Origin of the sequence: Melghirimyces thermohalophilus (genome assembly GCF_900102685.1) — a bacterium.
GTDB lineage: Bacteria > Bacillota > Bacilli > Thermoactinomycetales > DSM-45169 > Melghirimyces > Melghirimyces thermohalophilus.
In genome coordinates this window covers 90773-113638 of record NZ_FMZA01000010.1, presented here as the reverse complement: position 1 = coordinate 113638, position 22866 = coordinate 90773, and the positions used below count along the sequence as shown (strand labels likewise).

The 22866-nt window shown below is 55.1% G+C and carries 23 protein-coding genes, 1 riboswitch and 1 other annotated feature; of the genes, 4 read left to right on the top strand and 19 right to left on the bottom strand.

Annotated features, from left to right (window positions below; translation table 11 throughout):
- Window positions 1–74: 74 nt before the first annotated feature.
- From pheT to BLP91_RS09320, 4 genes are all read right to left on the bottom strand, one after another.
- A complete protein-coding gene (pheT, locus tag BLP91_RS09335) occupies window positions 75–2501 on the bottom strand; it encodes a phenylalanine--tRNA ligase subunit beta (RefSeq protein WP_091570012.1) in 2427 nt (808 codons plus the stop codon).
- Between the two features lie 27 nt (window positions 2502–2528).
- Window positions 2529–3563, bottom strand: a complete 1035-nt coding sequence (pheS, locus tag BLP91_RS09330) for a phenylalanine--tRNA ligase subunit alpha (RefSeq protein WP_091570009.1) — start codon at window positions 3561–3563, stop codon at window positions 2529–2531.
- Window positions 3564–3612: 49 nt separating this feature from the next.
- Window positions 3613–3859 (bottom strand) — a binding site (T-box leader).
- A gap of 62 nt (window positions 3860–3921) precedes the next feature.
- Window positions 3922–4707: a TrmH family RNA methyltransferase gene (locus tag BLP91_RS09325; protein ID WP_091570007.1), complete on the bottom strand. Its 786-nt coding sequence runs from the start codon at window positions 4705–4707 to the stop codon at window positions 3922–3924.
- A gap of 2 nt (window positions 4708–4709) precedes the next feature.
- The gene (locus tag BLP91_RS09320) at window positions 4710–5369 is read right to left on the bottom strand and encodes a potassium channel family protein (RefSeq protein WP_281220522.1); all 660 of its coding nucleotides are present in this window, start codon (window positions 5367–5369) and stop codon (window positions 4710–4712) included.
- Between the two features lie 115 nt (window positions 5370–5484).
- Between BLP91_RS09320 and sspI the strand changes: the two genes are divergently transcribed.
- Window positions 5485–5721: a small acid-soluble spore protein SspI gene (sspI, locus tag BLP91_RS09315; RefSeq protein ID WP_091570004.1), complete on the top strand. Its 237-nt coding sequence runs from the start codon at window positions 5485–5487 to the stop codon at window positions 5719–5721.
- Between the two features lie 92 nt (window positions 5722–5813).
- Here the strand turns inward: sspI and BLP91_RS09310 are convergent, their stop codons facing one another.
- The 3 genes from BLP91_RS09310 to BLP91_RS16760 all read right to left on the bottom strand — a co-directional run bounded on the left by BLP91_RS09310 (window position 5814) and on the right by BLP91_RS16760 (window position 7704).
- Window positions 5814–6899 carry a M42 family metallopeptidase gene (locus BLP91_RS09310; RefSeq protein WP_091570003.1) on the bottom strand — a complete coding sequence of 362 codons (1086 nt, stop codon included), beginning with the start codon at window positions 6897–6899 and terminating at the stop codon, window positions 5814–5816.
- A 145-nt stretch (window positions 6900–7044) separates the two neighbouring features.
- Window positions 7045–7410 carry an Hsp20 family protein gene (locus tag BLP91_RS09305; protein WP_143003515.1) on the bottom strand — a complete coding sequence of 122 codons (366 nt, stop codon included), beginning with the start codon at window positions 7408–7410 and terminating at the stop codon, window positions 7045–7047.
- 138 nt (window positions 7411–7548) lie between these two features.
- Window positions 7549–7704, bottom strand: a complete 156-nt coding sequence (locus BLP91_RS16760) for a hypothetical protein (protein ID WP_176757922.1) — start codon at window positions 7702–7704, stop codon at window positions 7549–7551.
- A 150-nt stretch (window positions 7705–7854) separates the two neighbouring features.
- Window positions 7855–7966: riboswitch (TPP riboswitch) on the top strand.
- Window positions 7967–8038: 72 nt separating this feature from the next.
- Between BLP91_RS16760 and thiD the strand changes: the two genes are divergently transcribed.
- The 3 genes from thiD (at window position 8039) to BLP91_RS09290 (ending at window position 10251) form a co-directional block, all read left to right on the top strand.
- Window positions 8039–8869: a bifunctional hydroxymethylpyrimidine kinase/phosphomethylpyrimidine kinase gene (gene thiD / locus BLP91_RS09300; RefSeq protein ID WP_091569999.1), complete on the top strand. Its 831-nt coding sequence runs from the start codon at window positions 8039–8041 to the stop codon at window positions 8867–8869.
- A gap of 67 nt (window positions 8870–8936) precedes the next feature.
- Window positions 8937–9596: a thiamine phosphate synthase gene (gene thiE / locus BLP91_RS09295; RefSeq protein WP_091569997.1), complete on the top strand. Its 660-nt coding sequence runs from the start codon at window positions 8937–8939 to the stop codon at window positions 9594–9596.
- 64 nt (window positions 9597–9660) lie between these two features.
- Complete coding sequence (locus BLP91_RS09290) at window positions 9661–10251, top strand: GrpB family protein (RefSeq protein ID WP_176757921.1); 591 nt, start codon at window positions 9661–9663, stop codon at window positions 10249–10251.
- A gap of 196 nt (window positions 10252–10447) precedes the next feature.
- On the opposite strand, the gene BLP91_RS09285 is transcribed toward BLP91_RS09290, so the two are convergent.
- The 12 genes from BLP91_RS09285 to BLP91_RS09230 form a co-directional block, all read right to left on the bottom strand.
- On the bottom strand, window positions 10448–11227 hold the full coding sequence (locus BLP91_RS09285) for an SDR family oxidoreductase (protein WP_091569994.1): 780 nt from the start codon (window positions 11225–11227) through the stop codon (window positions 10448–10450).
- Window positions 11228–11538: 311 nt separating this feature from the next.
- Complete coding sequence (locus BLP91_RS09280; RefSeq protein ID WP_176757920.1) at window positions 11539–12906, bottom strand: sigma-54 interaction domain-containing protein; 1368 nt, start codon at window positions 12904–12906, stop codon at window positions 11539–11541.
- A gap of 130 nt (window positions 12907–13036) precedes the next feature.
- Window positions 13037–13444, bottom strand: coding sequence for a MaoC/PaaZ C-terminal domain-containing protein (locus BLP91_RS09275; RefSeq protein ID WP_091570076.1), 408 nt, complete (start codon window positions 13442–13444; stop codon window positions 13037–13039).
- Window positions 13444–13896, bottom strand: coding sequence for a MaoC family dehydratase N-terminal domain-containing protein (locus BLP91_RS09270; protein WP_091569990.1), 453 nt, complete (start codon window positions 13894–13896; stop codon window positions 13444–13446). Before BLP91_RS09270 ends, BLP91_RS09275 begins: the two co-directional genes overlap by 1 nt.
- A 14-nt stretch (window positions 13897–13910) precedes the next feature.
- Entirely contained in the window at window positions 13911–14675 is a 765-nt protein-coding gene (gene fabG / locus BLP91_RS09265) for a 3-oxoacyl-ACP reductase FabG (RefSeq protein WP_091569987.1), read from the bottom strand.
- 48 nt (window positions 14676–14723) lie between these two features.
- Window positions 14724–15503, bottom strand: coding sequence for an enoyl-CoA hydratase/isomerase family protein (locus BLP91_RS09260; protein ID WP_091569984.1), 780 nt, complete (start codon window positions 15501–15503; stop codon window positions 14724–14726).
- 27 nt (window positions 15504–15530) lie between these two features.
- Window positions 15531–16592 (bottom strand): phosphotransferase family protein, encoded by a 1062-nt coding sequence (locus BLP91_RS09255; protein WP_091569982.1) that lies wholly within the window; start codon window positions 16590–16592, stop codon window positions 15531–15533.
- Between the two features lie 18 nt (window positions 16593–16610).
- On the bottom strand, window positions 16611–17342 hold the full coding sequence (locus tag BLP91_RS09250) for a 2-phosphosulfolactate phosphatase (RefSeq protein ID WP_091569979.1): 732 nt from the start codon (window positions 17340–17342) through the stop codon (window positions 16611–16613).
- On the bottom strand, window positions 17339–18556 hold the full coding sequence (locus BLP91_RS09245; protein ID WP_091569977.1) for an acyl-CoA dehydrogenase family protein: 1218 nt from the start codon (window positions 18554–18556) through the stop codon (window positions 17339–17341). The genes BLP91_RS09250 and BLP91_RS09245 overlap by 4 nt, the downstream gene beginning before the upstream one ends.
- A 954-nt stretch (window positions 18557–19510) precedes the next feature.
- Window positions 19511–20377 (bottom strand): hypothetical protein, encoded by an 867-nt coding sequence (locus BLP91_RS09240; RefSeq protein ID WP_091569974.1) that lies wholly within the window; start codon window positions 20375–20377, stop codon window positions 19511–19513.
- Between the two features lie 139 nt (window positions 20378–20516).
- Complete coding sequence (locus tag BLP91_RS09235; RefSeq protein ID WP_091570074.1) at window positions 20517–21986, bottom strand: Na+/H+ antiporter NhaC family protein; 1470 nt, start codon at window positions 21984–21986, stop codon at window positions 20517–20519.
- A gap of 262 nt (window positions 21987–22248) precedes the next feature.
- Window positions 22249–22800, bottom strand: a complete 552-nt coding sequence (locus tag BLP91_RS09230; protein ID WP_091569972.1) for a DJ-1/PfpI family protein — start codon at window positions 22798–22800, stop codon at window positions 22249–22251.
- Between the last annotated feature and the right edge of the window lie 66 nt (window positions 22801–22866).

Sequence of the window (22866 nt, the reverse complement as noted above, 5' to 3'; positions counted from 1 at the left end):
TCGCGCCTCCTAACACCTGAAAAGCCTACACCTTTCTTTTTCGTCCTCCCTGGACAGAATCCTGCTCCGGGATATTATTGGCGCAATAGCGCATCATGTTCCGCCTTCAACCGGTTCAGCACCTCCTGGTGCAACTGGTTCACCTCGTCGTCGGTCAGCGTGTGATCAGCTGCCTGATAGGTGAGCGAAAAAGCAACGCTCTTCTTTCCTTTCCCAACTTGCTCCCCGGTGAAAACATCAAACAGGGAGACAGAGCGGAGCAGCTCGCCTCCGGCAGACCGGATCGTCCGATCCAGATCGGCCACCGGTATCTTTTCATCCACCACCAACGCCAAATCCCGGGTGGTATCGGGATATTTCGGCAAGGTTTGATAGCGAAGGTTTTGCTGTAGAGCTTTCTCCACGATGGGGGCTAACTCCAATTCAAATCCATAGGTGTCTCCCAGATCATGAGCGGCGGCGGTTTTGGGATGAATCTGACCGATCAGGCCGATCGTGTCGCCATCCTGTTTGATCACAGCGGTCCGTCCCGGGTGATACCCTGCGGGCTGCGCCGCCTCAAAAGTGAGCGTTCCCAGTCCGATCCGGGCAAACATCATTTCCAGATGACCTTTCAAGGTGAAGAAATCCGGGGTGTTCTCCCCCTTCTGCCAATGGGGCGGGTGGACAGCACCGGTCACCAACCCCGCCAGCATCCAGCGCTCATCGGGTTGTCGGCTCAGTTTTTTTTCTTGGGAGATAAAGACCCGTCCCAGTTCAAACAGGGCCACCCCCGTCTCCCGCCGGTGGATATTGTATTCCGCCGTCTCCATCAGTTGCGGGAGCAAGGTGGTCCGCAGCACCTTCCGCTCATCGCTCATCGGCATGCTGATTCGGATGGGACGAGCTTCTTCTTGTAATACCGAATCCAGCTCGTTGAGACGCGCTGGTGAGGTCAGGCTGTAATTAACCACCTCATGAAAACCGGCATCCCGAAGGGTGTGGCGAATCACCCGGCGCAGACGTTGTTCCGGTGTCAACGCCCCCGGCGACTGCTGTCCCCAGGGCAACGTCGTCGGAATCCGGTCGTAACCGTACAACCGAGCCACTTCTTCGATCAGATCCACCTCGATGGAAATATCCGGACGTCGTGAAGGGACTTGCACCCGATAAACCCCATCTCCCACCTCTGTGGGAAAGCGCAGCCGGCGGAAGATGTCGATGACGGACTCTTTTTCCACTTGTACGCCCAGCAAGCCGGTCAGCCGTTGGTGACGCAATTCCACGGTCACATCATCGATCGCTCCGATCCGTTCCGATTTGATCCGGGAGACCACCTTGCCGCCTGCATATTGGCGGATCAACTCCACCGCCCGTTGCAGCGCCGGGAGGATTCGTTCCGGGTCAACCCCTTTTTCAAACCGGCTGCTGGCCTCACTGCGCAATCCTAAGTGGCGGGCGGTACGACGGATCGATTCGGGAGCAAAATAGGCGGACTCCAGCAAGAGGGTGGTGGTTCCATCCTTCACCTCGGAATTTTCCCCGCCCATTACACCGGCGATGCCGATCGGTTTCGTCTCGTCGGTGATCAACAGGGTCTCCTCATTGCAGGCGCGAGTCACTCCGTCCAGCGTGGTGACCGTCTCTCCGGTCCCCGCCCGACGAACGACGATCTCTCCTCCGTCCACCTGGCTGTAATCGAAGGCGTGAAGCGGCTGCCCGTATTCCAACATCACATAGTTGGTGATATCGACCACATTGTTGATCGGACGGACTCCCGCCGCCAACAGGCGGTTCTGCATCCAACGGGGAGAAGGGCCTAAGCGGATCCCTTCTATCACCTGTGCCGCATAGAAGGGACAATCCTCTTCCGCATCTAAGACGATCTCAATCTCTTTTTCTTTCCCCTCAGGAGTCTCTTCTTTTGTTTCCGGCAGGTGAATCTCCCGATCGAGCAGAGCGGCTACTTCATAGGCGACCCCCCACATGCTGAGGCAGTCAGAGCGGTTCGGGGTCAGATCCAGTTCCAGCACCACATCGTCCAAACCGAGGATCGGCTTCACATCCTCTCCGGTGTCGCTCGGCTCTGACAAGGTCAAAATTCCTTCCTGCTGCTCTTTAGGAAGCAATTTGTCCGGCATACCCAGCTCCTTGGCGGAGCAAATCATCCCTGAAGAAGAGACCCCACGCAGTTTCGATTTTTTGATCTTTACCCCGCCGGGGAGCCGAGCTCCAGGCAGGGCGACCGGCACCATCTGCCCCTCTGCCACATTGGGGGCTCCACATACGATCTGGAGCGGCTCTCCCTGCCCTGCATCCACGGTACAAACCTGCAACCGGTCGGCATCGGGGTGAGGTTCCACCTTCCGCACATGGCCAGTGACCACTTTCTTCACGCCTTGGTCGAGGGGTTGGATACTATCCACTTCTACTCCCCCTCGGGTCAGCTCTTCAGCCAATTGTTCCGGGGTTACCCCTGTCAAGTCGACATACTGATTCAACCATTGGTAGGAAACAAGCACCGTTTGACCCTCCCCTTCCGCTATTTCTTAAATGGATTGAAATTGACGCAGGAACCGCAGATCGTTAGTGTAAAAATGGCGAATATCGTCAATTCCGTATTTCATCATCGCGATCCGCTCCGGTCCCATGCCGAAAGCAAACCCGGTATAACGCTCAGAATCGTAGCCCCCCCGTTCCAGTACGCGGGGATGCACCATGCCTGCTCCCAGAATCTCGATCCAACCGGTCTGTTTGCACATCCGGCAGCCGCTGCCGCCACATTGCACACAGGAAATATCCATTTCCACACTGGGTTCGGTAAAGGGAAAGTAACTGGGGCGCAGGCGACTCTTCAGCTTCTCCCCAAAAATTTGCTCCGCAAAGGTGAGCAGCGTTCCGTGGAGCTCGCTCATGGCGATTCCCCGATCGACCACCAACCCTTCCACCTGGGTAAACTGATGGGTGTGGGTAGCATCGTCATCATCCCGCCGGTATACTTTGCCGGGGCAGATAATCTTGACCGGCACTTTTCCTTCCTTGCTTTCCATCGAGCGGACCTGAACCGGGGAGGTCTGGGTCCGGAGAAGGAGTTCCGGGGTGATGTAGAAAGAATCCTGCATATCCCTCGCCGGATGATCCTTGGGCAGATTCAGAGCCTCGAAGTTGTAGTAGTCCGTCTCCACCTCAGGTCCTTCCGCCACTTCAAAGCCCATCCCGATAAAGATATCCTCGATTTGCTCGATCACGCCATTTAATGGATGGACTGTACCGAGTGGCTCCGGCCGTCCCGGCAGCGTTACATCGATGGATTCCTCTTGCAAGCGGGCCTCCAGAAGGGCTTCCTGTAAGCTCTCTTCCTTCTCCTGAATCCACTCCTCCAACTGGCCGCGAACCTGATTGGCCAGACTGCCGATTACCGGCCGTTCTTCCGGGGAAAGATCCTTCATCCCGCGCAAAATGGATGTGATCTCCCCCTTTTTTCCCAAATACTTCACCCGGATCTCCTTTAACTGTTCCGGGGACGACGCGGCGTCAATCTGTTCCTCCGCCGCCTGCTTCAGCTTCTCCAGTTTCTCTCGCATCGTAAGGCTCACTCCTTGTGATCCGGCTATAAATAAAAAAATCCCACGCCCGAGGGACGAGAGATTCGCGGTACCACCCTTGGTTGGGCGACCCAGCCTTAACGGCGGCAGGGTCCCCCCCTTTCGTGAAAAGGATAACGGTTCACAACCGGTAACCCCCTACTGCCCCCAAAAGGGGAGTTCAGGGGACGACTCGGGAGGGAACTTCGTGCCACCGTTTCCTGGGGGGCTTCCAGTCTGGGCTCCCCCTCCCTGTAAGGTCGTATGGCACTACTTTTCTCCGTCATAGCCTTTCATGGATTCGTATTGCTCATCAGTATAGCCGAAAAGACGTCCCTTTGCAATGGGGAGGCCGCTTTCAGCGGAATGCCGCTCGCTTTTGGCGGACTCGTTCAAATAAGAGAATACCGGCGGTGACAGACACATTGAGGGACTCCACTTCGCCGGGCATGGGAATGCGAATCTGTTCATCGGCGAGGACCTCTACCGCATGGGAGAGTCCATTCCCTTCATTGCCCAGGAGAAAGGCGGTCTTTTCCGGATAAACCATATCAAAATGCGCCTTCTCGGCTCGGGGAGAGGTGGCCAAAACCTGATAGCCGCGTCGCTTCAATTCTCCGATCGCCTCTTTCAGGGACCCCCGCCGGATTCGCGAGCGGAAGAGGGAACCCATCGCGGAACGAACCACCTTTGGATTGTGGGGGTCGACTGTTCCATCCCCCAGCCACAGGTCCTTCACCCCTGCGGCTTCCGCCGTCCGCAAAATCGACCCGAGATTGCCAGGGTCCTGCAAAGCGTCCAGTAACAGGACCACCCCCTCTGGCGCAGGGAAATCCCTCTCATCGGGAATGGCCAATTCGGCGGCGATGCCCTGAGGGGACTGGGTATCCACCAGCTGGGCAAAGGTGGAGGCATACAGGGAATAAACCGGCACATCGCTCCCGGCAAAGGGCTTCAGGAGAGGGGTTCCCTCTTCGCTGACCAGGATGGATCGGATTGACCAGCCAGCCCGGATCGCCTCCTGCAGCAGCTTCTCCCCTTCGATCAACAGACAGCCATGTTCTTCCCGACCTTTTCGGGTGCTCAATTTCCGCCATCGCTTCACCTTTTCGTTCCGGGCAGACGTAATCCTTTGGATCTTCATCCTTATGCTCGTTCCTCCAGTTTTTTCAGATCATTATTGTGACCGATCACGACCAGGATGTCTCCGTGTTCGATCCGATCCCCCGCCAAGGGGGCGATATTGATATCGTTGCCGCTCTTGATCGCCATGACGTTACATCCAAACTTGGCTCGGATGTCCAATTCCTCCAAGGTTTTTCCGGCAAAAAACTCCCCGGCGCTCACCTCGATAATGCTGTAATCGTCGGCTAACTCGATGTAGTCCAGGATATTGGGTGAAATCAGGTTATGTACCACCCGCACCCCCATATCCCGTTCGGGGTAGATCACCTTGTAGGCGCCGATTTTGTACAGCACCTTTCCATGCAGATCGTTTCGCGCTTTGACGACTACTTTTTCCACCCCGATCTCTTGCAGTATGAGCGTCGTCATGATGCTGGACTGGATATCCTCCCCGATGGAAACCACTACCACGTCAAAATTGCGGATACCCAAGGCCTTCATGGCACTTTCATCGGTGGAATCCGCCTCTACCGCATGGGTGACAATCGGGGCATAATCCTGCACCCGCTGGGAGTCCCGATCAATCGCCAACACTTCATACCCCATATCATGCAACGTCTTGGCGACGCTCCCACCGAAACGCCCCAAGCCGATCACAGCAAATTGCTTATTCATGGGCATGGAAAAGTCCTCCTCTGAACTGAAAACAGTCGCGGTTATTATAACACAAGTTTTTCCTTATACGGATAAGCGGTTGAATCCGAGCCAAACTACACCTAAAAAGGAGGTTGTCCCTGTGAATTTTCCCATTCGCGGAGCTGTTTATTTCAATATCCAGGATATGAGCTCCGACGAGATGAAAAACATGATCAATGATTCCATTCAGGGGGAAGAAAAACTGCTCCCCGGGTTGGGTGTCGTTTTTGAAGTCATCTGGGAGAACAGTTCCCAGCAGGAAAAAGATCAGATGGTGGAAACCCTGCATCAAAACATTCCTCGGGAAAAAGCCCAGGCACCTGTGTCCCCATCGTAAACCCTGATGTTTGAAGAAGGCGGAATCTGATCCGCCTTTTTTACGTTTATACAAATAAAAGAACCGCTCCGTTTGATACGGAGCGGAAACATTCAACCTCTCACCAATTCATCCACTTTTTCCTGATCGAGCCGGCGAATCACCGCCACCAAAAGGTTGACCAAACCTTCAACATCATCCTGATGAATGATGGAGGTGTGGCTGTGGATATAACGGGCCGGGACACCGACGCTGACGGTGGGCACACCCTGATCATATAGATGGATGTGACTGGCATCTGTCGCTCCCCGGGCGATCCACTCATGCTGCAGCGGAATCCCTTCGTCTGCTGCTGTATCCTGAATCAGCCGGGCCAATCCGCGATGGGGAATGTGGCCGGCATCATAAAGAACCAACTGCGGCCCCTCCCCAAGACGGCCAGGAGCCTGGTCTTTGTTGCCGCCGGGGGTATCTCCAGCAATACCCACATCGACCGCAAACCCGATATCCGGCTGAACGGCGGCTGTAGCCGTAAAGGCCCCACGACGGCCTACCTCTTCCATCACCGTGCCCACCCCGTACACCGTGTTGGGGTGATCCACATCGCGTAGCCGGCGCAGTACTTCCACGGCAACAGCGCAACCCATCCGATTATCCATCCCTTTAGCCAACCAATGTTTTGGATTGGCCATTTCCGTAAAGGGGGAATAGGGGACGACAACATCTCCCGGTTGGATTCCCATTTGTTCCGCATCTTCCCGGTCTTCGGCTCCGACATCGATAAACAGTTCATCCATCGGAACTGCTTTTTTTCGTTGTTCCGGAGAAAGGAGGTGGGGGGGTTTGGAACCGATCACCCCAACCAGAGGCCCCTTATCAGTCACCACTTCTACCCGTTGAGCGGAAACCACCTGACTCCACCAGCCGCCCAAAGGTTGAAAGCGAAGAAAGCCCTCCTCCGTAATCCGGGTCACCATAAAGCCCACCTCGTCCAGATGACCGGCCACCATCACTCGCGGCCCGGTTTCTCCCTTGCGGGCAATCATCGCACCGAGGCGATCAGAGGTCACTTCATCGGCGGCCCCGCGAGCCCAGGATCCCATCAGTTCACGCACCGGTCCTTCGTGCCCGGGAGGACCTGCCACTTCGGTCAATTCTCGTAATAGTTGTTTAAAATCGCCTTGTTTCCCTTGCGACATATGTACACCTCTTTCAATCATCGGGGCTGCCTGTTATTTTATCACAAGCCGTTATTTCTGGCCCGGAAAACCGCAGACCGGGCCACCTTTTTTTGAAGTCAGCACCCGTTGACGATCAAATAAGCTCTCCTATCACCTGCCTAAATCAGGAGGGCGATTTTTTGGGCATCCGGATGGTCAACTGATTCCGCTCCGCATCCACTTCCGCCTGAACACGATCGGCGTACACTCGAGCCGGAAGGTAGATGTTGACGGTAAACTGGATCTGATTCTGTTTTTTATCTCCCGTGTAACCCGTCAAATAAAGAATCCGTTCCTCCTCCACCCGAACATCGAGTTCATGACCGAGGTTGAGTTCGGGAATCGTCAGGCGGACGACCACCTCGGAATCGGTTTCGACACAGCGGCAGTCCATCCGAGTCTGCTCCAAATCGGACCATAAGCGTTGCCATTCGTTCCAAAGCTCTCCCATCTCCTCAAAAAACATGGACTCAAACCACGGCCGAATCATCCGTCCCAATCCCCCTTCACCTCCTCCGCTGGAGTTTCCTTGTCACAATATGTACCGGAAAGTCAAGAGGTGCTTGGAAGGGCAACAAAACAACCTCCACGACGGGAGGTTGACGAGAGGGAACCGGGAATTAGAAGGTTAATAGTAGGGACCGTAAGGTCCGATGAATCCTCCACCCCACCACCAGAAAAACGCGAAAAACAAGAACAGGATGATGAGAACCGCAATAGCGATCCACCATGCCCACTTGATGCCGAACAGACTAAACAGGCTGCTGGTTTTCGCTCCGCTCATAGTCTAACCTCCCTCCTGCATGATGGCTCATTTACAGCTTATGAATCACCACCACTTTCGGTATAGACACCCGCCCGACCGCATCCGACCGGCCAACGTCTGACCACTCCCCCTTGCCACTTCACCTTGGCCCAATCTATAATATAAGGGACAATCAAGAATGGGAGCTGGGGGAACCTGGCTGAGAGGGTGACTAATTCCGTCACCGACCGTTAGACCTGATCTGGGTAATGCCAGCGGAGGCAGCAGGATACTGGAGAGATTGGCTCACTTTATGACCACGCGCCGCCGGCTGCATACCGGCGGCTTTTTTAATGGGAGAGGAGAGGGTTTGATGACTGCACCACGCGCGTTGACCATCGCCGGTTCTGATAGTGGAGGCGGAGCCGGAATCCAAGCGGACCTAAAAACTTTTCAGGAGTTAGGCGTTTTTGGAATGAGTGCGCTCACCGCTGTCACCGCCCAAAACACCCTGGGGGTGACCGGGATCTATGAATTGGAATCGGAAGCCGTGACTCGTCAATTGGATGCTGTCACTGAAGATATCGGCATCGATGCCTTAAAAACAGGAATGATCGGCACCGTAGCCATCATGGAGACCATAGCGGAAAAGGTTGCGCAAAACCACTTAGGCCCCTTGGTCGTCGATCCGGTGATGGTGGCTAAGAGCGGCCATTCTCTATTGGACGAGGCGGCCAGGAATGCTCTTGTCGATACTCTGATCCCCCTGGCCACACTGGTCACTCCCAACCTCCCAGAAGCGGAGTTTCTCGTCGGAGAACGATTGGACACGGAAACGAAGCAAAAGGAAGCCGCCTGCCGCATCCGGGAGATGGGGGCCGCCGCAGTGGTGATCAAGGGAGGGCATCTGGATGGGGAGACAGCCACCGATCTCTTCTATGACGGTGAAACCTTTCTCGCCTTATCCGCCCCCCGTACCCAAACCCCTCATACTCACGGGACCGGATGTACCTTCTCGGCAGCGGTGACTGCAGAACTGGCCAAGGGGCAGCCGTTGACCGATGCAGTGAAGACAGCCAAGACATTCATCACCCGGGCGATCAGCCACCCCCTCAAACTAGGGAAGGGGCACGGGCCCACCAACCATTGGGGCTATCGAAACCACTCCGACGAAATCCGTACTTGGATCATCCCATCCAGCTGAGGGTGAAATCGTCTGCGGTGAAATACAGATATCCCTATTCAAACACTCCGAAAGGAGAGGTTCCCCTATGCCTTTATCTCCCTCCGCTCTGCGTCTCTATCTGGTGATGGGAAGCCAGGACTGCCGGGGCCGAGATCCTGCCTGGATTCTCCAGGAAGCAATCGCCGGCGGCGTCACTTTGTTTCAGTTTCGAGAAAAAGACTCTTCCCTCTCCATGACCCAAACGGTCTCCCTGGGCAAACAGCTTCGGGAACTTTGTGCGAAATATCGCATTCCTTTTATCGTCAATGACCGGGTCGACCTCGCTATGATTCTTGATGCCGACGGGGTTCACCTTGGACAGGACGACTTGCCTCCAGTGGAGGTGCGTCCTTTGCTGGAAACAAACGCCTTGATCGGGATCTCCACAGAAACCCCCGAGGAAGCGAAAGCAGCCGCCCAAGCGGGAGCAGATTATCTGGGGGTAGGTGCCATGTATGCCACCCGCTCTAAACCCGATGCTGGCAAGCCCATCGGCCCTGAGGGGATTCGTCGGATTAACTGTAAAGTCTCCCACCCCCTCCCCGTCGTGGGAATCGGTGGTATCGACGGGAATAACGCAAAGGAAGTGATTCAGGCCGGCGCCGCAGGGATCGCCGTCATCTCCGCCATCACCCACGCCGACTCGCCCCGGCGCGCGGCAGCGGAACTGAGGGAGATTGTGGAGCGCAGCCGTTTAAAGTCGTGACGTTTAAATTGTAACTTAACGAACACTGTGGTATTTGAAAACTGATAACAAGGAGGTAGATTCAATGCCATCGATGCAAGACAATTCAGATTTCATTCCTAATAGTGATGAAGATCTTCAGAAAGTGACGGTTGGAGAGCTTAAACCCCACAATTCACATATCACCCTTATAGAGTATGATCCGCGCTGGCCTAAGCTATTCGACCGGGAGGCTACTCGAATTCGTTCCGTACTCGGCAACAAGGCATTACAGGTGGAGCATGTCGGATCAACCTCAGTGCCGGGCCTATGTGCAAAACCAATCATTGACATCCTACTGGTTGTATCTGATTCTGCGGACGAGATGTCCTATGTTCCGGACTTAGAGAAAGCCGGATACAAGCTCCGTATTCGGGAACCGGAGTGGTTTGAGCACCGATTGTTTAAGGGCCCCGATACAGATATCAACTTGCATGTATTCAGCAAAGGAACGTCTGAGGTCGACCGAATGTTGCGCTTTCGTGATTGGCTACGGGCAAATAAATCTGACCGGGATAATTATGCACGCGTCAAGCGTAACCTGGCTCAGCGTGAATGGCGGCACGTGCAACACTACGCGGATGCCAAAACCTCAATCGTCCAGGAAATCATGGAACGTGCAAACGCGGTCGAGTAGAACCATTACCGACTCTGCAGTTTGAAATGATCGAAGTTAATTATAATAGTTAGTTGAACATTTCATGTAACACAGCCACATTTTTGGATGTGAGAATGCGGCTGTTACTCGTTAATTCACAAAAAAAGGCGATCCCGCTTCGGGATCGCCTTTTTATGGAGCGACTACCTCAGCTCGCAATCACATGATCGATGGGTTACCAAGCTGTCGCACCGCCGTCGGCGACTAGGGTTTGTCCAGTGATGTAGGAGGAGGCCGGGGAGGCGAGGAAGACAGCGAGGCCCTTCAACTCGTCTTCTGTTCCAAACCGGTGGAGGGGGATATGCTCCTTCATTTTGTCCCCAAAATGCTTTAAGAGACCCCCAGACATCTTCGTGGGGAACCAACCCGGCGCGATGGCATTGACCAGGATCCCATGGCGGGCCCAGCTGACAGCCAAGTCCTTGGTCATGGTGATGACTGCCCCTTTGCTGGAATTGTAACCGACGGTATTCATATAATCCGGATGACCGCCGACAAGGCCGGCAACGGAAGCGATATTGATAATCCGTCCTCCTTCTCCCTGCTCGATCATCGCCCGCCCAGCTGCTTGAGCCATCAGGAAGGTTCCTTTCACATTGACCTCCATCACTTGGTCAAATTTATCCTCCGGCATCTCTTCCGCCAAGGCCCCCCAAGTGGACCCGCTGTTATTAATCAGGATATCAACCCGACCGAAGGTTTCCCGGGCGGTGGCCACCACCCTTTCCACATCCTTCTTGTCGGTCACGTCACAAGCGAGGGCCACAGCCTCCCTGCCACGAGACTGGATCTCATCCCGAACCTCTTCACAAGCTTCCTGCTTGCGGGAACAAAGTATCACCCGGGCACCTGCTTCCGCCAATCCCTCGGCCATCCATCGGCCTAAGCCCCGGCCTCCACCGGTCACGATCGCTGTTTTTCCATCCAAACGAAAAAGGTCCATCACCTGGGTCATTCGGTGTCATCCTTTCTCCGTTGTTCTCAAGCGGCCCCAACCCGCGCCCCTTCAGGTCACCATGTTCTACTGATCGCTCCGTACCCTGACGTTCCGTTACACCCATGGGCATCAATCTCGCCTGATCCGTTTCGCTCTCGGTCTCGCTTTGCACTTTACAGCACAAGTCTCGCCTGAGTCGCTTCGCTCTCGGTCTCGCTTTGCCATCTGGCGTTGATTGGTAGGGGATTTTTAGGATGTGTGTTTTCCCCTAAACGGTTTTCTGCTGAATGGGAAAGCCTCCTCTCATTTAGCCCATTTTGGAAGGAAGGCTAAGAGAGGCCGTATTTTTTCAGTTTGCTGTAAAACGCCTTACGGCTGATCCCCAGGAGACGGATCGCTTCGGAACGGCTTTGAGCCTGAGCCAGGGCGCGCCGAATCCACTTCCGTTCCACATGTTCCACCGCCTCTTGCAGGTTGAGTGTGGAAGGGAGATCCGCCTCCATTCCCTCCCTGTCCTCCCTTTCGACAGCTGTTGCACTGCCGATAGCCGGGGGCAAGTGCTGCACATCCATCAAGCGCCCTTCTGACAAGGTCATCATGTATTCGACACAGCTTTCCAGCTCCCGGACATTGCCCGGCCAAGAATAGGTTTGAAAGATCTCCAACACCCGTCGGGAAAAGGCCTTCCGCTCTTTCCGTTTGACTTCCAGCGCTTCCTTGAACCGCTCCGCCAGCAGAATCATGTCTTTACCCCGCTCCTGCAGGGGAGGGAGATGGATCGGGATCACGTTGATACGGTAATAGAGATCGGGACGAAATTGACCGTGCTCCACTAATCTCTCCAAATCCCGGTTGGTTGCCGTGATCAAGCGAAACCGGACATTGCGGGTACGGGTTCCGCCGACACGGGTGACGGTTCGTTCCTGTAATACCCGCAACAATTTGGTCTGCAGCATCGGACTGATTTCACCCATTTCGTCCAGAAACAGCGTCCCTCCCTGTGCGGATTCGATCAAACCCGCTTTCCCCTCGCTTTTGGCCCCGGTAAAGGCCCCGGGTTCATACCCGAATAACTCTGATTCCAGCAAACTCTCCGGGATCGAGGCCATATTGAGAGCAACAAAGGGGCCATCGGAAAAGGGGCTGGCTTGATGGATGGCCCGGGCGAACAATTCCTTTCCAACCCCTGTTTCACCGCGCAATAAGACGGTAGTGTCCGTCTGCGCCACTTTACGGGCGATGCGGATCACATTTCTTAATTTCCGACTCTCTCCGATCAGCTGTGCGAAGGGATCCTGCTTGTCCCCCTCTGCCTCCCGTAAGGGAGCGGGGGAAATCGGAGTCGAGTAGACAGAAATGGGGCGAAAGATAGCCATCACCCCGATCATCTCATCTCCGTTGTAGACCGGAAACGCATTGCCGACCACCTCCATGTCTACAGACTCCACATAGGAGTAATCTTGAAAAACCGGCCGCCCCGACTCCAACACATCGATCATTCGGGAATGTGGCTCCACATCCCGCAAGAAACGGCCCACTACCTTATCCCGAGGGATTCCCATAAAGCGGGAATAGGTGGCATTGGCGTACAAAATTTTTGTGTCTGGGGCAATAAACAGGAAAATCTCATCCAAATAATCCAATATCTTTTCCAGGTTTTCCAACAAGACGGCGCGTTTGTGATCACTAATTTTCATGAGTTCCTCCATGAAACCGCTTTTACATCCATTGTTTCAGAAGGATACCACGCCGTCAAAGGATTTTGTTTCTTATGGAAACAAAGCCCCGGTGTACCTGTTTACACCGAAGCTTTGTTACCATGAACCCTCATTTGTTCCGCACACAAAATTCCACCTGACCAGCGGTGACGGTTTCCCCTTTCTGATTGACCGCGGTCACATCAAAGCGGGCGGTATCTCCATGCTTGTCCACCAGTACCGCTTTCAAGGTAATCTCATCCCCGAGGAAGACCATCCCTTTAAAGCGGGTGGTAAACTTGCGGATAAATCCCCGCTCCAGGTACGGAGAAAACAGCGTGGCCATCCGACCCATGGTTAACATCCCGTGGGCGATCACACCGGGCAGTCCCGCCTTTTCTGCCGCTTCGTCAATGGTGTGGATCGGGTTGTAATCACCGGAAGCACCGGCGTATTTGATCAGGTCCAAACGGGTCACCGGCGGCAAGGTGCGGGAGGGAATCTCCTGACCGACGCTCAAGTCAAAAACCTCTGTGATCATGAAGCCATCCACCTCCGCTTTACCGCTTCCGTCACGATGATGGTGAGCGTGCTGGTAAAGATCCTTTCCCCTTCGGAATCCTCACCTACTCTGTCAATCACCAGGATGGTCATCTCTCCACTGCGCGCTTGTTTTACCTTCACATCCCGCAGCGTCTCGTAACAGGTGACTTTCTCATCCACATACAAGGGGCGGCGGTAGTCGAATTGCTGCTCCCCGTGAATCAATCCGCTTTCCGGCAGTTTCAGTCCTTCGATCTGCCCGTAATCCAATATCATCGGATAGGTGGGCGGTGCGATCAGCCGTCCGTGAACCGACTTCCTGGCTGCTTCTTCATCGGTATAGAGAGGGGAATCATCCCCGATCGCCTGGGCAAATTTAGCTACGGCTCCCCGCTCGATGGGGTTGGTTACCGGTTTGGATCGCTGGCCAATCCATTTTTCCCACATCAGCTATCACCCCTTTAGTCAGTTGGCCCTCCGGCTACATACAGGACTTGTCCATTGACAAAGGAGGAGTTCTCTTCGGCGAAAAAGACGACAGCGTTGGCGATATCCTCCGGTTGACCGCTCCGTTGAACCGGGATCCGTTTTTTCATCTCCTCCACAAAAGCGTCGAAGGAAACACCGATCCTCTCCGCTGTCGCCCGGGTCATATCTGTCTCGATAAATCCGGGAGCAATGGCGTTGACGGTGATGCCCAGCTTACCCAGTTCAATGGCCAGGGTTTTCGTGAAACCCTGTAACCCCGCTTTGGCTGCGGAATAGTTGGCTTGTCCTCGATTGCCCAGAGCCGAGGTGGAGGAGAGGTTGATGATTCGACCGTACTTCTGCTCCACCATCACCTTCTGTGCCGCACGGCTGCAGTTGAAGGACCCCTTTAGATGAACATCCATCACCGTCTGCCAATCTTCGTCTGTCATCTTAAACAAAAGGTTGTCCCGAATCACACCAGCGTTGTTCACCAAAATATCCAGACGACCGAAGCGTTCCACCGTTTGGCTGACAGCGGACTCCACCTGTTCCGGATCGGTTACATCCACCTGAGCGGAAAAGACAGAGATCCCTTCAGATTCCAGTTCCTTGGCTGTTTCTTGCAAATCTTCCTCGGCAATATCCAAAAGGGAGACACTGGCTCCCTCCTGTCCCAGACGGCGGGCCACTCCTTTACCAATGCCGCGGCTCGCCCCTGTGATCATTGCCACCCGGTTTTGTAAGCGATTCCCCATTGCGGTTCCTCCTTTTTCGATGTGAGTAAGATGGGATTCCACAAGGTGTTAGCGTCCGGTAAATGTCGGGGTTCGTTTTTGAAAGAATGCGGTCACGCCTTCGCTATGGTCGACGCTGCGGCCGCAGGCACTCTGCTCCCGGGCTTCCGCTTCTAAGAGCGCCGGCAGATCCTTTTCAAAGCTTTTCAAAAAGTTGCGTTTAATGCCGCTTAGCGCTCGGGTAGGAGCCTGGGCCAGCCGGCGGGCAAACTCCTTCGTCGCCGATTCCAACTCCGCGGCGGGTACGACGCGATTGATCATTCCCATGGATTTTGCCTGGTCGGCAGTATAGGTTTCTCCCAACATGGCCATCTCCAGCGCCTGGCTGTAACCGACGATCCGCGGTAGGAAAAAGGAAGCGCCGGCATCGGGAACCAAACCGATATTGATAAAGGCCATGCAGAGAGTGGCGTTGTCCGCGGCGATTCGGAAATCGCAGGCCAGAGCCAGACTGAGGCCGGCACCGAAAGCAGGGCCGTGAAGAGCCGCTACGATCGGTTTTTCCACCTCGGCCATCCGCATCAGCAAGGGGTTGTAGGTATCCCGCAGAAAAGCGCCGTAATCGGGGCTCTCCGTACCCTTGAAGACGCTGAGGTCCGCTCCTGCGCTGAAGCCTCGGCCGCTACCCTTTAGGACGATGCATCGCACTTGATCGTCCTCGGCAGCATCATGGATCGCCCGGGTCAACTCCTGGTGCATCTGCATGTTATAAGCGTTGAGGGACTTGGGACGATTCAGGGTGATTGCTGCCACGCCCTCTTTCTTTTCGTACAAAATCGTTTCATACATGGAAAGCACCCCTCTCCTGATTTATAGTTACAACCGACCTGCGCGGGCTAATCCATCAGCGTGCTGAATCAGATTGCGAACCCGCTCACCGAAACCGGCAAAACGGGGATCCTTTGTCTGCCCATGCTTCCAACGGGCGTATATCTGTTGCAGGATAACCGCCAGTTTAAAATACGCAAAGGTAAGATAGAAGTGGAAGGAAGAAACGTCGCGGCCGCTCTTTTCCGCATAAGCTTGCAGGAATTCTTCCTTGGAATAAAAGCCCGGCAGCACAGTTACCGTCGGCAATACATTTCTCAGCTCCTCCGGATCGTCCGGCCGCACCCAATAGCCAAGGGCAACCGCCAGATCAAAGAGCGGATCGCCGATGGTCGCCATCTCCCAATCGACCACCGCCATCGGTCGACCCGGGTCGCGGGGATCCAGCAACATGTTGTTCAGCTTGAAATCGTTATGGATCACCGTCGCCGCTGGGCTGGTCGGCACATTGTCGGTCAGCCAGCGGCAGAGGTGCTCCACCCCTTCCCATTCATCGGTTTTCGCCTTTTCATACCGGCCGATCCATCCTCGAACCTGCCGTTCCATAAACCCGTCCGGTTTGCCGAAATCGCCCAGTCCCGCCTGCTTCCAATCGACATCATGCAGCCGGACCAGCGTATCGACCATGGCAGCGGAGATCTGGCGGCCCCGTTCCGGGGTATGGGGCAGATCGTCGGGGAAACGGTCATCCAGAACGATTCCCCGACGCCGCTCCATCAGGTAAAAGGGAGCCCCCAACAACGCTGAATCCTCCACAATCAGCAAAGGATCGGGCGCCAGGGGAAAAGCGGGATGAATCCGCTTCAACAGCCCCGCTTCCCGCACCATGTCGTGGGCCTTCGGCGGAAGCGGGCCGAAAGGAGGGCGTCGCAGGACCGCCTCCCACTCCCCGGCGCGAAGCAGATAGGTCAGGTTGGAGGCACCGGAGGGAAACTGGGACACCTCCAGCGGAGCGGCAGGTATCTCCAGGCGTTCCCGCAGAAAAGGTTCCAACACCTCCAACTGCAACTCCTCTCCCGGGCGGACCGGTATCGTCCCATCTCGACTCATATATGTTCGCCTCCCCTTTTAGAAGATGGGTGTTTGTGGAGCTGTCAGGCTACCGTCCTGCAGGAGGGGAACGGTTTCGCTCGCGCCGTATCGCGCCGCGAACCGCAGAGTCTCCTTCCGCCCATGCTCCATAAACCAACGGCCCACCCGGCCTTTCATCAAATGTTCCAGCCATTGATCCGTCAGGCGACTGCCCCAGTCTTTCAGCAACACCGCCGCATCATTGAGGGGGCGTTCCGTCCGGTTTAATCGGGCCAAAATAGCCGCCGCACAGAGGCTGTCCTCCCACGAGACCCGGCCGGCAGAACCGGAACAGATCAGGGTGACCGGAGCATCCACCGTATCCAGAAAACGGGCCACTGCCGGAACGTTACGAAGACAGGCCACCGTCAACACCTCCGCCGAGCGGGCAGCATGGACGGCCCGGGTACCGTTGGTGGAAAGAAACACCACATCCCGTCCCTGAACGGAATCGGCTCCAAATTCGTCGGGAAAAGGGCCGCAATCGAAGCCATCTACCGGCAGTCCTTGATCCTCGCCACCAATCAGATATTTTCCACGGCCCAGTTGCCGCCTCAGCTGACGGACCGCTTCCGGACTGCCGGCGGGGATCACTCGCCGGGCGCCGGCATCTAACGCTGTCAACATGGTGGTGGTGGCCAGGAGCACATCGATCACCACGGCAACACCCCCCGCGAGCTTTGCCGGATCGATCTCCTCCTTCCGCATCCAGACACGGAGCAGGTTCACCGGATCACCTTCTCCCGCTCCGCCAGCTCCAGCTTGGCCACCGCGCGGCGATGAACCTCGTCGGGACCGTCGGCCAGGCGAAGCGTGCGCGTGTTGGCCCACATGGCGGCCAAAGGCACATCATCGCTCACCCCAGCGCCGCCGAAGGCTTGGATCGCTCGGTCGATCACCCGTTGGGCCACATTGGGTGCCACCACCTTGATCATGGAGATCTCTTTGCGGGCCACCCGATTTCCGACGGTATCCATCATATAGGCCGCTTTCAATGTCAACAGGCGGGCCTGTTCGATCTCGATCCGGGAATCGGCGATCCACTCCCGGATCACCCCTTGATCAGATAAGGGCTTGCCGAAGGCGACCCGTTTTTTGACCCGATCCGTCATCAGTTCCAGGGCCCGTTCCGCCGCTCCGATCAGGCGCATGCAGTGATGGATCCGCCCCGGTCCGAGGCGCCCCTGGGCGATGGCAAACCCTTTGCCCTCCCCCCAGATCATATTCTCTCGGGGAACGCGCACCTGATCGTATACAATCTCCCCGTGGCCGTGAGGAGCGTGATCATAACCGAAGACGGGTAACATTCGCTCAATTCGCACCCCTGGGGTATCCAGCGGCACGAGGATCATGGAATGTTGTTCGTGCCGGGGAGCATCGGGATTGCTTCTGCCCATCACGATCGCGATGCGGCAACGGGGATCTCCCGCGCCGGAAGACCACCATTTGCGGCCGTTGATGATATATTCATCCCCGTCTCGGGTGATCGTCGTTTCCATGTTGGTAGCATCCGAAGAAGCCACATCCGGTTCCGTCATGGAAAAACAGGAGCGAATCTCCCCATCCAACAGGGGACGGAGCCAGCGTTGTTTTTGTTCTTCCGTTCCGTACCGTTCCAGCACCTCCATATTTCCTGTATCGGGAGCATTGCAATTGAATACCTCTGGAGCAATCGCGGAACGTCCCATCACTTCACACAGGGGAGCGTACTCCAGGTTGTTTAAGCCCCCGCCGTGGTCACTGTCAGGCAGAAAGAGGTTCCACAACCCCGCCTGCCGAGCTTTCTTTTTCATCTCCTCCATGACGGGAGGAACCTGCCACCGGTCTCCACCCTCCCGCAACTGTTCCATGTAGACAGCCTCGTTAGGGTAAACCACTTCCTCCATAAAATCGGTCAGTTGATCGATCAGCTTTCGTACTCGATCACTGTATTGGAAGTCCATAGACATGCTCCTTTAACAGAGGGAATGGAAATGGACAGCCGCACCCCTTTATTTTAAGCAAAATTCATGCCAACCAGAAAGTTTCCCCTAACGGCAGGGGTTTTCCACCCATCCATTTACTAAAAGGACGACAGTTTGTTTCCTTTGGATACAAAATATAAGTCGATTTCGCATATTCCGGGATATGTTTGAGTCCAAGAAAAGAGCTCGCACCGAAAGGAGGCCTACTTCGACCTCCCCCTTGCCCCCCATTTAAGATGGGACAAACTCTTTTTCAATAAGCCCCGAGCCTAATACGGTAAGTGGTGTTGGTGGAGCGGACATCTCATCTCTCGTCACCGCGATTGCACCACGCAGTTAGTACTGCCGGAGTCGCCGTTAACAGGCTTTGCAAAAATCGACACCAGGCCTCGTTTTCAGCCCTCTAGCCTCTTTCATCCCGTATCCGACAACGGTAAGGCTCTGATTTTTCCCTCCCTGCGGCCACCTGTCCCGCTTGTGGGCGCTATCGCCGGACAGATGTTCTTCCATAGCTAATCCGACACACTACCGCTAAGTCAGCAGGATCCGCATAGATGCAATGATTTGTCCGGATGGATCTTGATAGAGTGTAGTGTCAGATGCCGTTGATCCATCCGCCGCATACTGACCCCAATCTCCTCATCGGGATCTTCAGATACCAATGACGACGTACAATAGGCAGCAGTCACAAACAGCGCCGGCGACACCGTGTCCCTGGGAAAAACGTTCCTTTTTCCCTTCAGGGCCGAGGCTCATTTCAGGGTCCCTACCCGCCTCAGGTTCGCCACAGGTGATCACCTCAACCGCTACCTCAGCCGCCCGACAAGATCAGACATGATCCCCGATTATAGAGGATTTCGACTCCTTTAGTAAAACTCCTGCAAAAACCTGCTTCACGCAACCATCCCGGGCCGAAACCCGGGATGGCGGTGCTTATCTGTTGAGTGATCTGCGGGAATTCAGGTCAGCTAGATAAACGTCGGCTCCTTGCATAAAAAACAGCCGAGAATCCCTTGTCCAGTATCGATCAAAACGAATCTCTTTTCCTTCCCGATCGACTGGCTTCAGTCGTTCCAGCGAACTCTGTCCCAAGGATGCCCGATACACCTCCCGCCGGGGAGTGGCAAAGAGAAGTTGCCGATTCCGTAAGACAAATCCGCCGGCACGGTTCAGAGGGGAGCGCCAGTTGAGCACTGGACCTCCCTTCCAAAATTGTTGAATTTGAAAGCCATCCAGCCGAGCCATCAGGTGATCGGCATAATAGTAGACCCAGGTCTCCCCGCTGGGGAAGGCGTTAAAGGCGTAGCAATCCCAGATTTCAGGAAGCCCTTGTCGTTGGGCTGCTTGCCGGTAACTAAACAAAAGGTGTCCCTCTTGGTCGAGACAGACCAGTCCCTGTTGACTGAGGGGGTGTTCCCCGTTGATCCCGTCTTCCGTATATCCGATCCAAATCCGGCCACCCACCGTCTGGACATCTTCCACCCCATCACCCACGGAAAAAGAGTGGAGCCGGTTTCCTTCCCGGTCATAGACAAAGGCGTTCGGTTCCCCCTCATTTCCTGAAAAAGCGGACACTAAAAGATAACGTTGATCAGGCAATGTTTGCACAAAATGGATTTCCCGGTGGAGCGGCTCCAATGGAACCCGCTCTTCTTTTGTCTCGGAGACACGGACTAGCTTTTGCTCCAGGGGAACAAACACGAGCAACTCCGAAACACTCACCCCGATCCGGGGCAACAGTCCTTCCACTCGTTTCAATTCCTCCACCCTGCCCCAGGAGGTGCAATATAAAGGCTCCATCGGCTCTCCTCCAGTGATCACAATCTGCGCACCACTCTATCAAAAATCTGGTCGGGCTGGCAATCGGGATAAAAAATTGCCGACGGCGATCCGTCGGCAATCTGCAAATACGCTTCTACCAAAAGGGAAAACCCTGGGATCATGAAGATTTCTTCGGGCGCTCTTTCAGTTCTTCCCCATTTTTCCCTGTATAGCGGAGACCCCAACCGGTGAGGGCAGCAATCAGCATCACCAGCACCAGGAACCATCCATGGAAGACATAAGGGAAGACTTCGGTCGGAGCGACTGTAGGCAGCCAATCATATTTTTCTGTCATGTCGCCGATGGTCGTCCATCCGAGGAGAAGAGCAGCCCCCCAGGGGAAGATATAGCCCAAGGCGGAGCTGATCGCATCCAAGAAATTGGCTCTGCGATAAGGGTGAATCCCCTCTTTCTCCCCGATCTCCTTCACAAAGGGAGCAGCGGCGATTTCCGCGGCGGTATTGATAGTGATCAAACTGTTCAAAATAGATACAATTCCCCAGATCGCCAGTTCCGCCCGGCGCACCACACCGCGAATCCAACGATTCAGCACATCGGTGATGGCGTTCATCGTTCCTCCCAGACGCATCAAGTGGGACGCGGCCACGATCAAAAGGATCAGGATGGCCATGTTCATATAGCCGGAGATCCCTTCAACCAGAGCCCCCTCTACAACATTTTCCGAATTCGGGTTAAAACGGATAAAATCGCTGAAGCTGCCCAAGTGGGTCACCAGGATCAAGGGGACGGCCGTTATGATCCCCCATGTGAGCGAGGTGATCAGGTGCTGCCCCCTGAGAGCGAGAAAGATCACAAGGGCAAAGGGAATTAACAGGATCAAACCAGCAGGGTTGGATGATTCCTGCATCGCAGCCATCGCCGTTTGCTGATCGACCCCTTGGCCGCTGCCTCCCCCCAAGAGGGAAAACAACACCAAAGCGGGAAAGGCTGCTGCCAAGCTGTACTTCACCCGGGATCGGACCACCCCGGGAACATCCGCCCCCTGGGTGACAGCGGATACAATGGTGGTATCAGAGACCGGAGCCAAGTTGTCCCCGAAAGAGGCACCACTGAGAATGGCAGCAAAAAGGATCACTGGGTCCGCCCCCATCGCCACCCCTGCCGGGTACATCAATGTACAGAAAGCGACGGTCGTACCATATCCGGTTCCGACAGCGGTTGAAAATAGCGCAGCCAACAAGAAGGTGAGTGCCGCAAACATCGAGCCAGATAAACCGGAGATCTTACCGAGCCATACCAGGCCTTCCACCAACCCTCCGGTCTGGAGCACCTGGGCAAACATTCCCGCCCAGAACCAGGCCACGATGGCGATCACCCCGACGGGTTGGGCCATACCGTCAAAAATCCCCTGGGCGTAATCGGCCCATTTGCTCTTTGACAGAAACAGGCCGAGGGCGAGGCCGATCACTGCTCCCAAAACCAGACCCAACTCCGAGGTAATATCCAGCAGACTGGTCGTCACCGCCCAGATGACAAAAAATAACATCGGCACCGAGGCACCGAAAGCCCCCAATCGAAAATCCAGGTTCTCTACAGTCTTTCTTCCAGCTGCTTCCTTCAACTGCATTTCAGCAGAATCCGCCAACTGCATTTCAGCAGAATCCGCGTTCTGGTTTAAATCTGCCATGGTTTCCCTCCCCAAAACCGTATCAGATTAAGAGGCAACTGTTTGTTTACATGATAATGAAAAGTCCGGCCATTACAAATATAACAGACTCCCTACATTAGCCTCTCACATAATTATTGTAACAGATTTGTGAAGATGTGCGGGAGGGAATCTAAGGCAAAAGAAAACCCCCGCCTATCAGGCGGGGGCAGAAGCTATGCGATCACTGATTGATCAGCTTCAGGAATTCCTTCATAAAGCCGGGCAAATCCGGCCAGGCTTGTCCGGAAACCAGATTGCCTTCGGTATGAAGGTTTTCGTCAATATATTTACCACCGGCTTGTTCCACCTCTGGTCGGCAATTGCCGAAGGCGGTCAACTCGCGTCCCTGGGTCACTCCCGGAACAACGGCAAAGACGAGGGCCGCATGGCAGATCGCCCCCACCGGTTTGTTCTCGTCGAAGAAATGCTTCACGATTTCCGGTACGCGCGGATGCATCCGGATATGCTCCGGCGCGCGGCCGCCGGGGATGATCAACCCATCATAGTCGGCAGGGTTGACATCATCGAAGGAGACATGAGCATCCAAGCCATAAGCCATCCGCTCAGTAAAGGTTTCCATCGGCGGGACGAAATCATGAACCACTGTCTGCAATTTTTTCTTACTCGGCGCGGCGATCACCGCTTCGTGACCCTCTTCCAACAGACGGTAATAAGGGTAGAAGACTTCCAAGGCTTCCGCCGCATCACCGGTTAAAATCAATACTTTAGCCAAGGTGCGAACCTCCAATTCAACTGTTTTTCGTCCATCTTTCTTTTTCCTCAACGCTGAAGCATTAAA

Bases quoted from the DNA above. Each gene is read 5' to 3' on its own strand.
- BLP91_RS09240 (WP_091569974.1), bottom strand. From the start codon at position 20,377: ATGGAGCCTTTATATTGCACCTCCTGGGGCAGGGTGGAGGAATTGAAA.
- thiE (WP_091569997.1), top strand. From the start codon at position 8,937: ATGCCTTTATCTCCCTCCGCTCTGCGTCTCTATCTGGTGATGGGAAGC.
- BLP91_RS09280 (WP_176757920.1), bottom strand. From the start codon at position 12,906: ATGAAAATTAGTGATCACAAACGCGCCGTCTTGTTGGAAAACCTGGAA.
- BLP91_RS09255 (WP_091569982.1), bottom strand. From the start codon at position 16,592: ATGAGTCGAGATGGGACGATACCGGTCCGCCCGGGAGAGGAGTTGCAG.
- BLP91_RS09320 (WP_281220522.1), bottom strand. From the start codon at position 5,369: ATGCCCATGAATAAGCAATTTGCTGTGATCGGCTTGGGGCGTTTCGGT.
- BLP91_RS09245 (WP_091569977.1), bottom strand. From the start codon at position 18,556: ATGGACTTCCAATACAGTGATCGAGTACGAAAGCTGATCGATCAACTG.
- BLP91_RS09285 (WP_091569994.1), bottom strand. From the start codon at position 11,227: ATGACCCAGGTGATGGACCTTTTTCGTTTGGATGGAAAAACAGCGATC.
- fabG (WP_091569987.1), bottom strand. From the start codon at position 14,675: ATGGGGAATCGCTTACAAAACCGGGTGGCAATGATCACAGGGGCGAGC.
- BLP91_RS09305 (WP_143003515.1), bottom strand. From the start codon at position 7,410: ATGATTCGGCCGTGGTTTGAGTCCATGTTTTTTGAGGAGATGGGAGAG.
- BLP91_RS09310 (WP_091570003.1), bottom strand. From the start codon at position 6,899: ATGTCGCAAGGGAAACAAGGCGATTTTAAACAACTATTACGAGAATTG.
- BLP91_RS16760 (WP_176757922.1), bottom strand. From the start codon at position 7,704: ATGAGCGGAGCGAAAACCAGCAGCCTGTTTAGTCTGTTCGGCATCAAG.
- BLP91_RS09325 (WP_091570007.1), bottom strand. From the start codon at position 4,707: ATGAAGATCCAAAGGATTACGTCTGCCCGGAACGAAAAGGTGAAGCGA.
- BLP91_RS09235 (WP_091570074.1), bottom strand. From the start codon at position 21,986: ATGCAGTTGAAGGAAGCAGCTGGAAGAAAGACTGTAGAGAACCTGGAT.
- BLP91_RS09260 (WP_091569984.1), bottom strand. From the start codon at position 15,503: ATGTATGAAACGATTTTGTACGAAAAGAAAGAGGGCGTGGCAGCAATC.
- BLP91_RS09270 (WP_091569990.1), bottom strand. From the start codon at position 13,896: ATGTGGGAAAAATGGATTGGCCAGCGATCCAAACCGGTAACCAACCCC.
- thiD (WP_091569999.1), top strand. From the start codon at position 8,039: ATGACTGCACCACGCGCGTTGACCATCGCCGGTTCTGATAGTGGAGGC.
- BLP91_RS09290 (WP_176757921.1), top strand. From the start codon at position 9,661: ATGCCATCGATGCAAGACAATTCAGATTTCATTCCTAATAGTGATGAA.
- pheS (WP_091570009.1), bottom strand. From the start codon at position 3,563: ATGCGAGAGAAACTGGAGAAGCTGAAGCAGGCGGCGGAGGAACAGATT.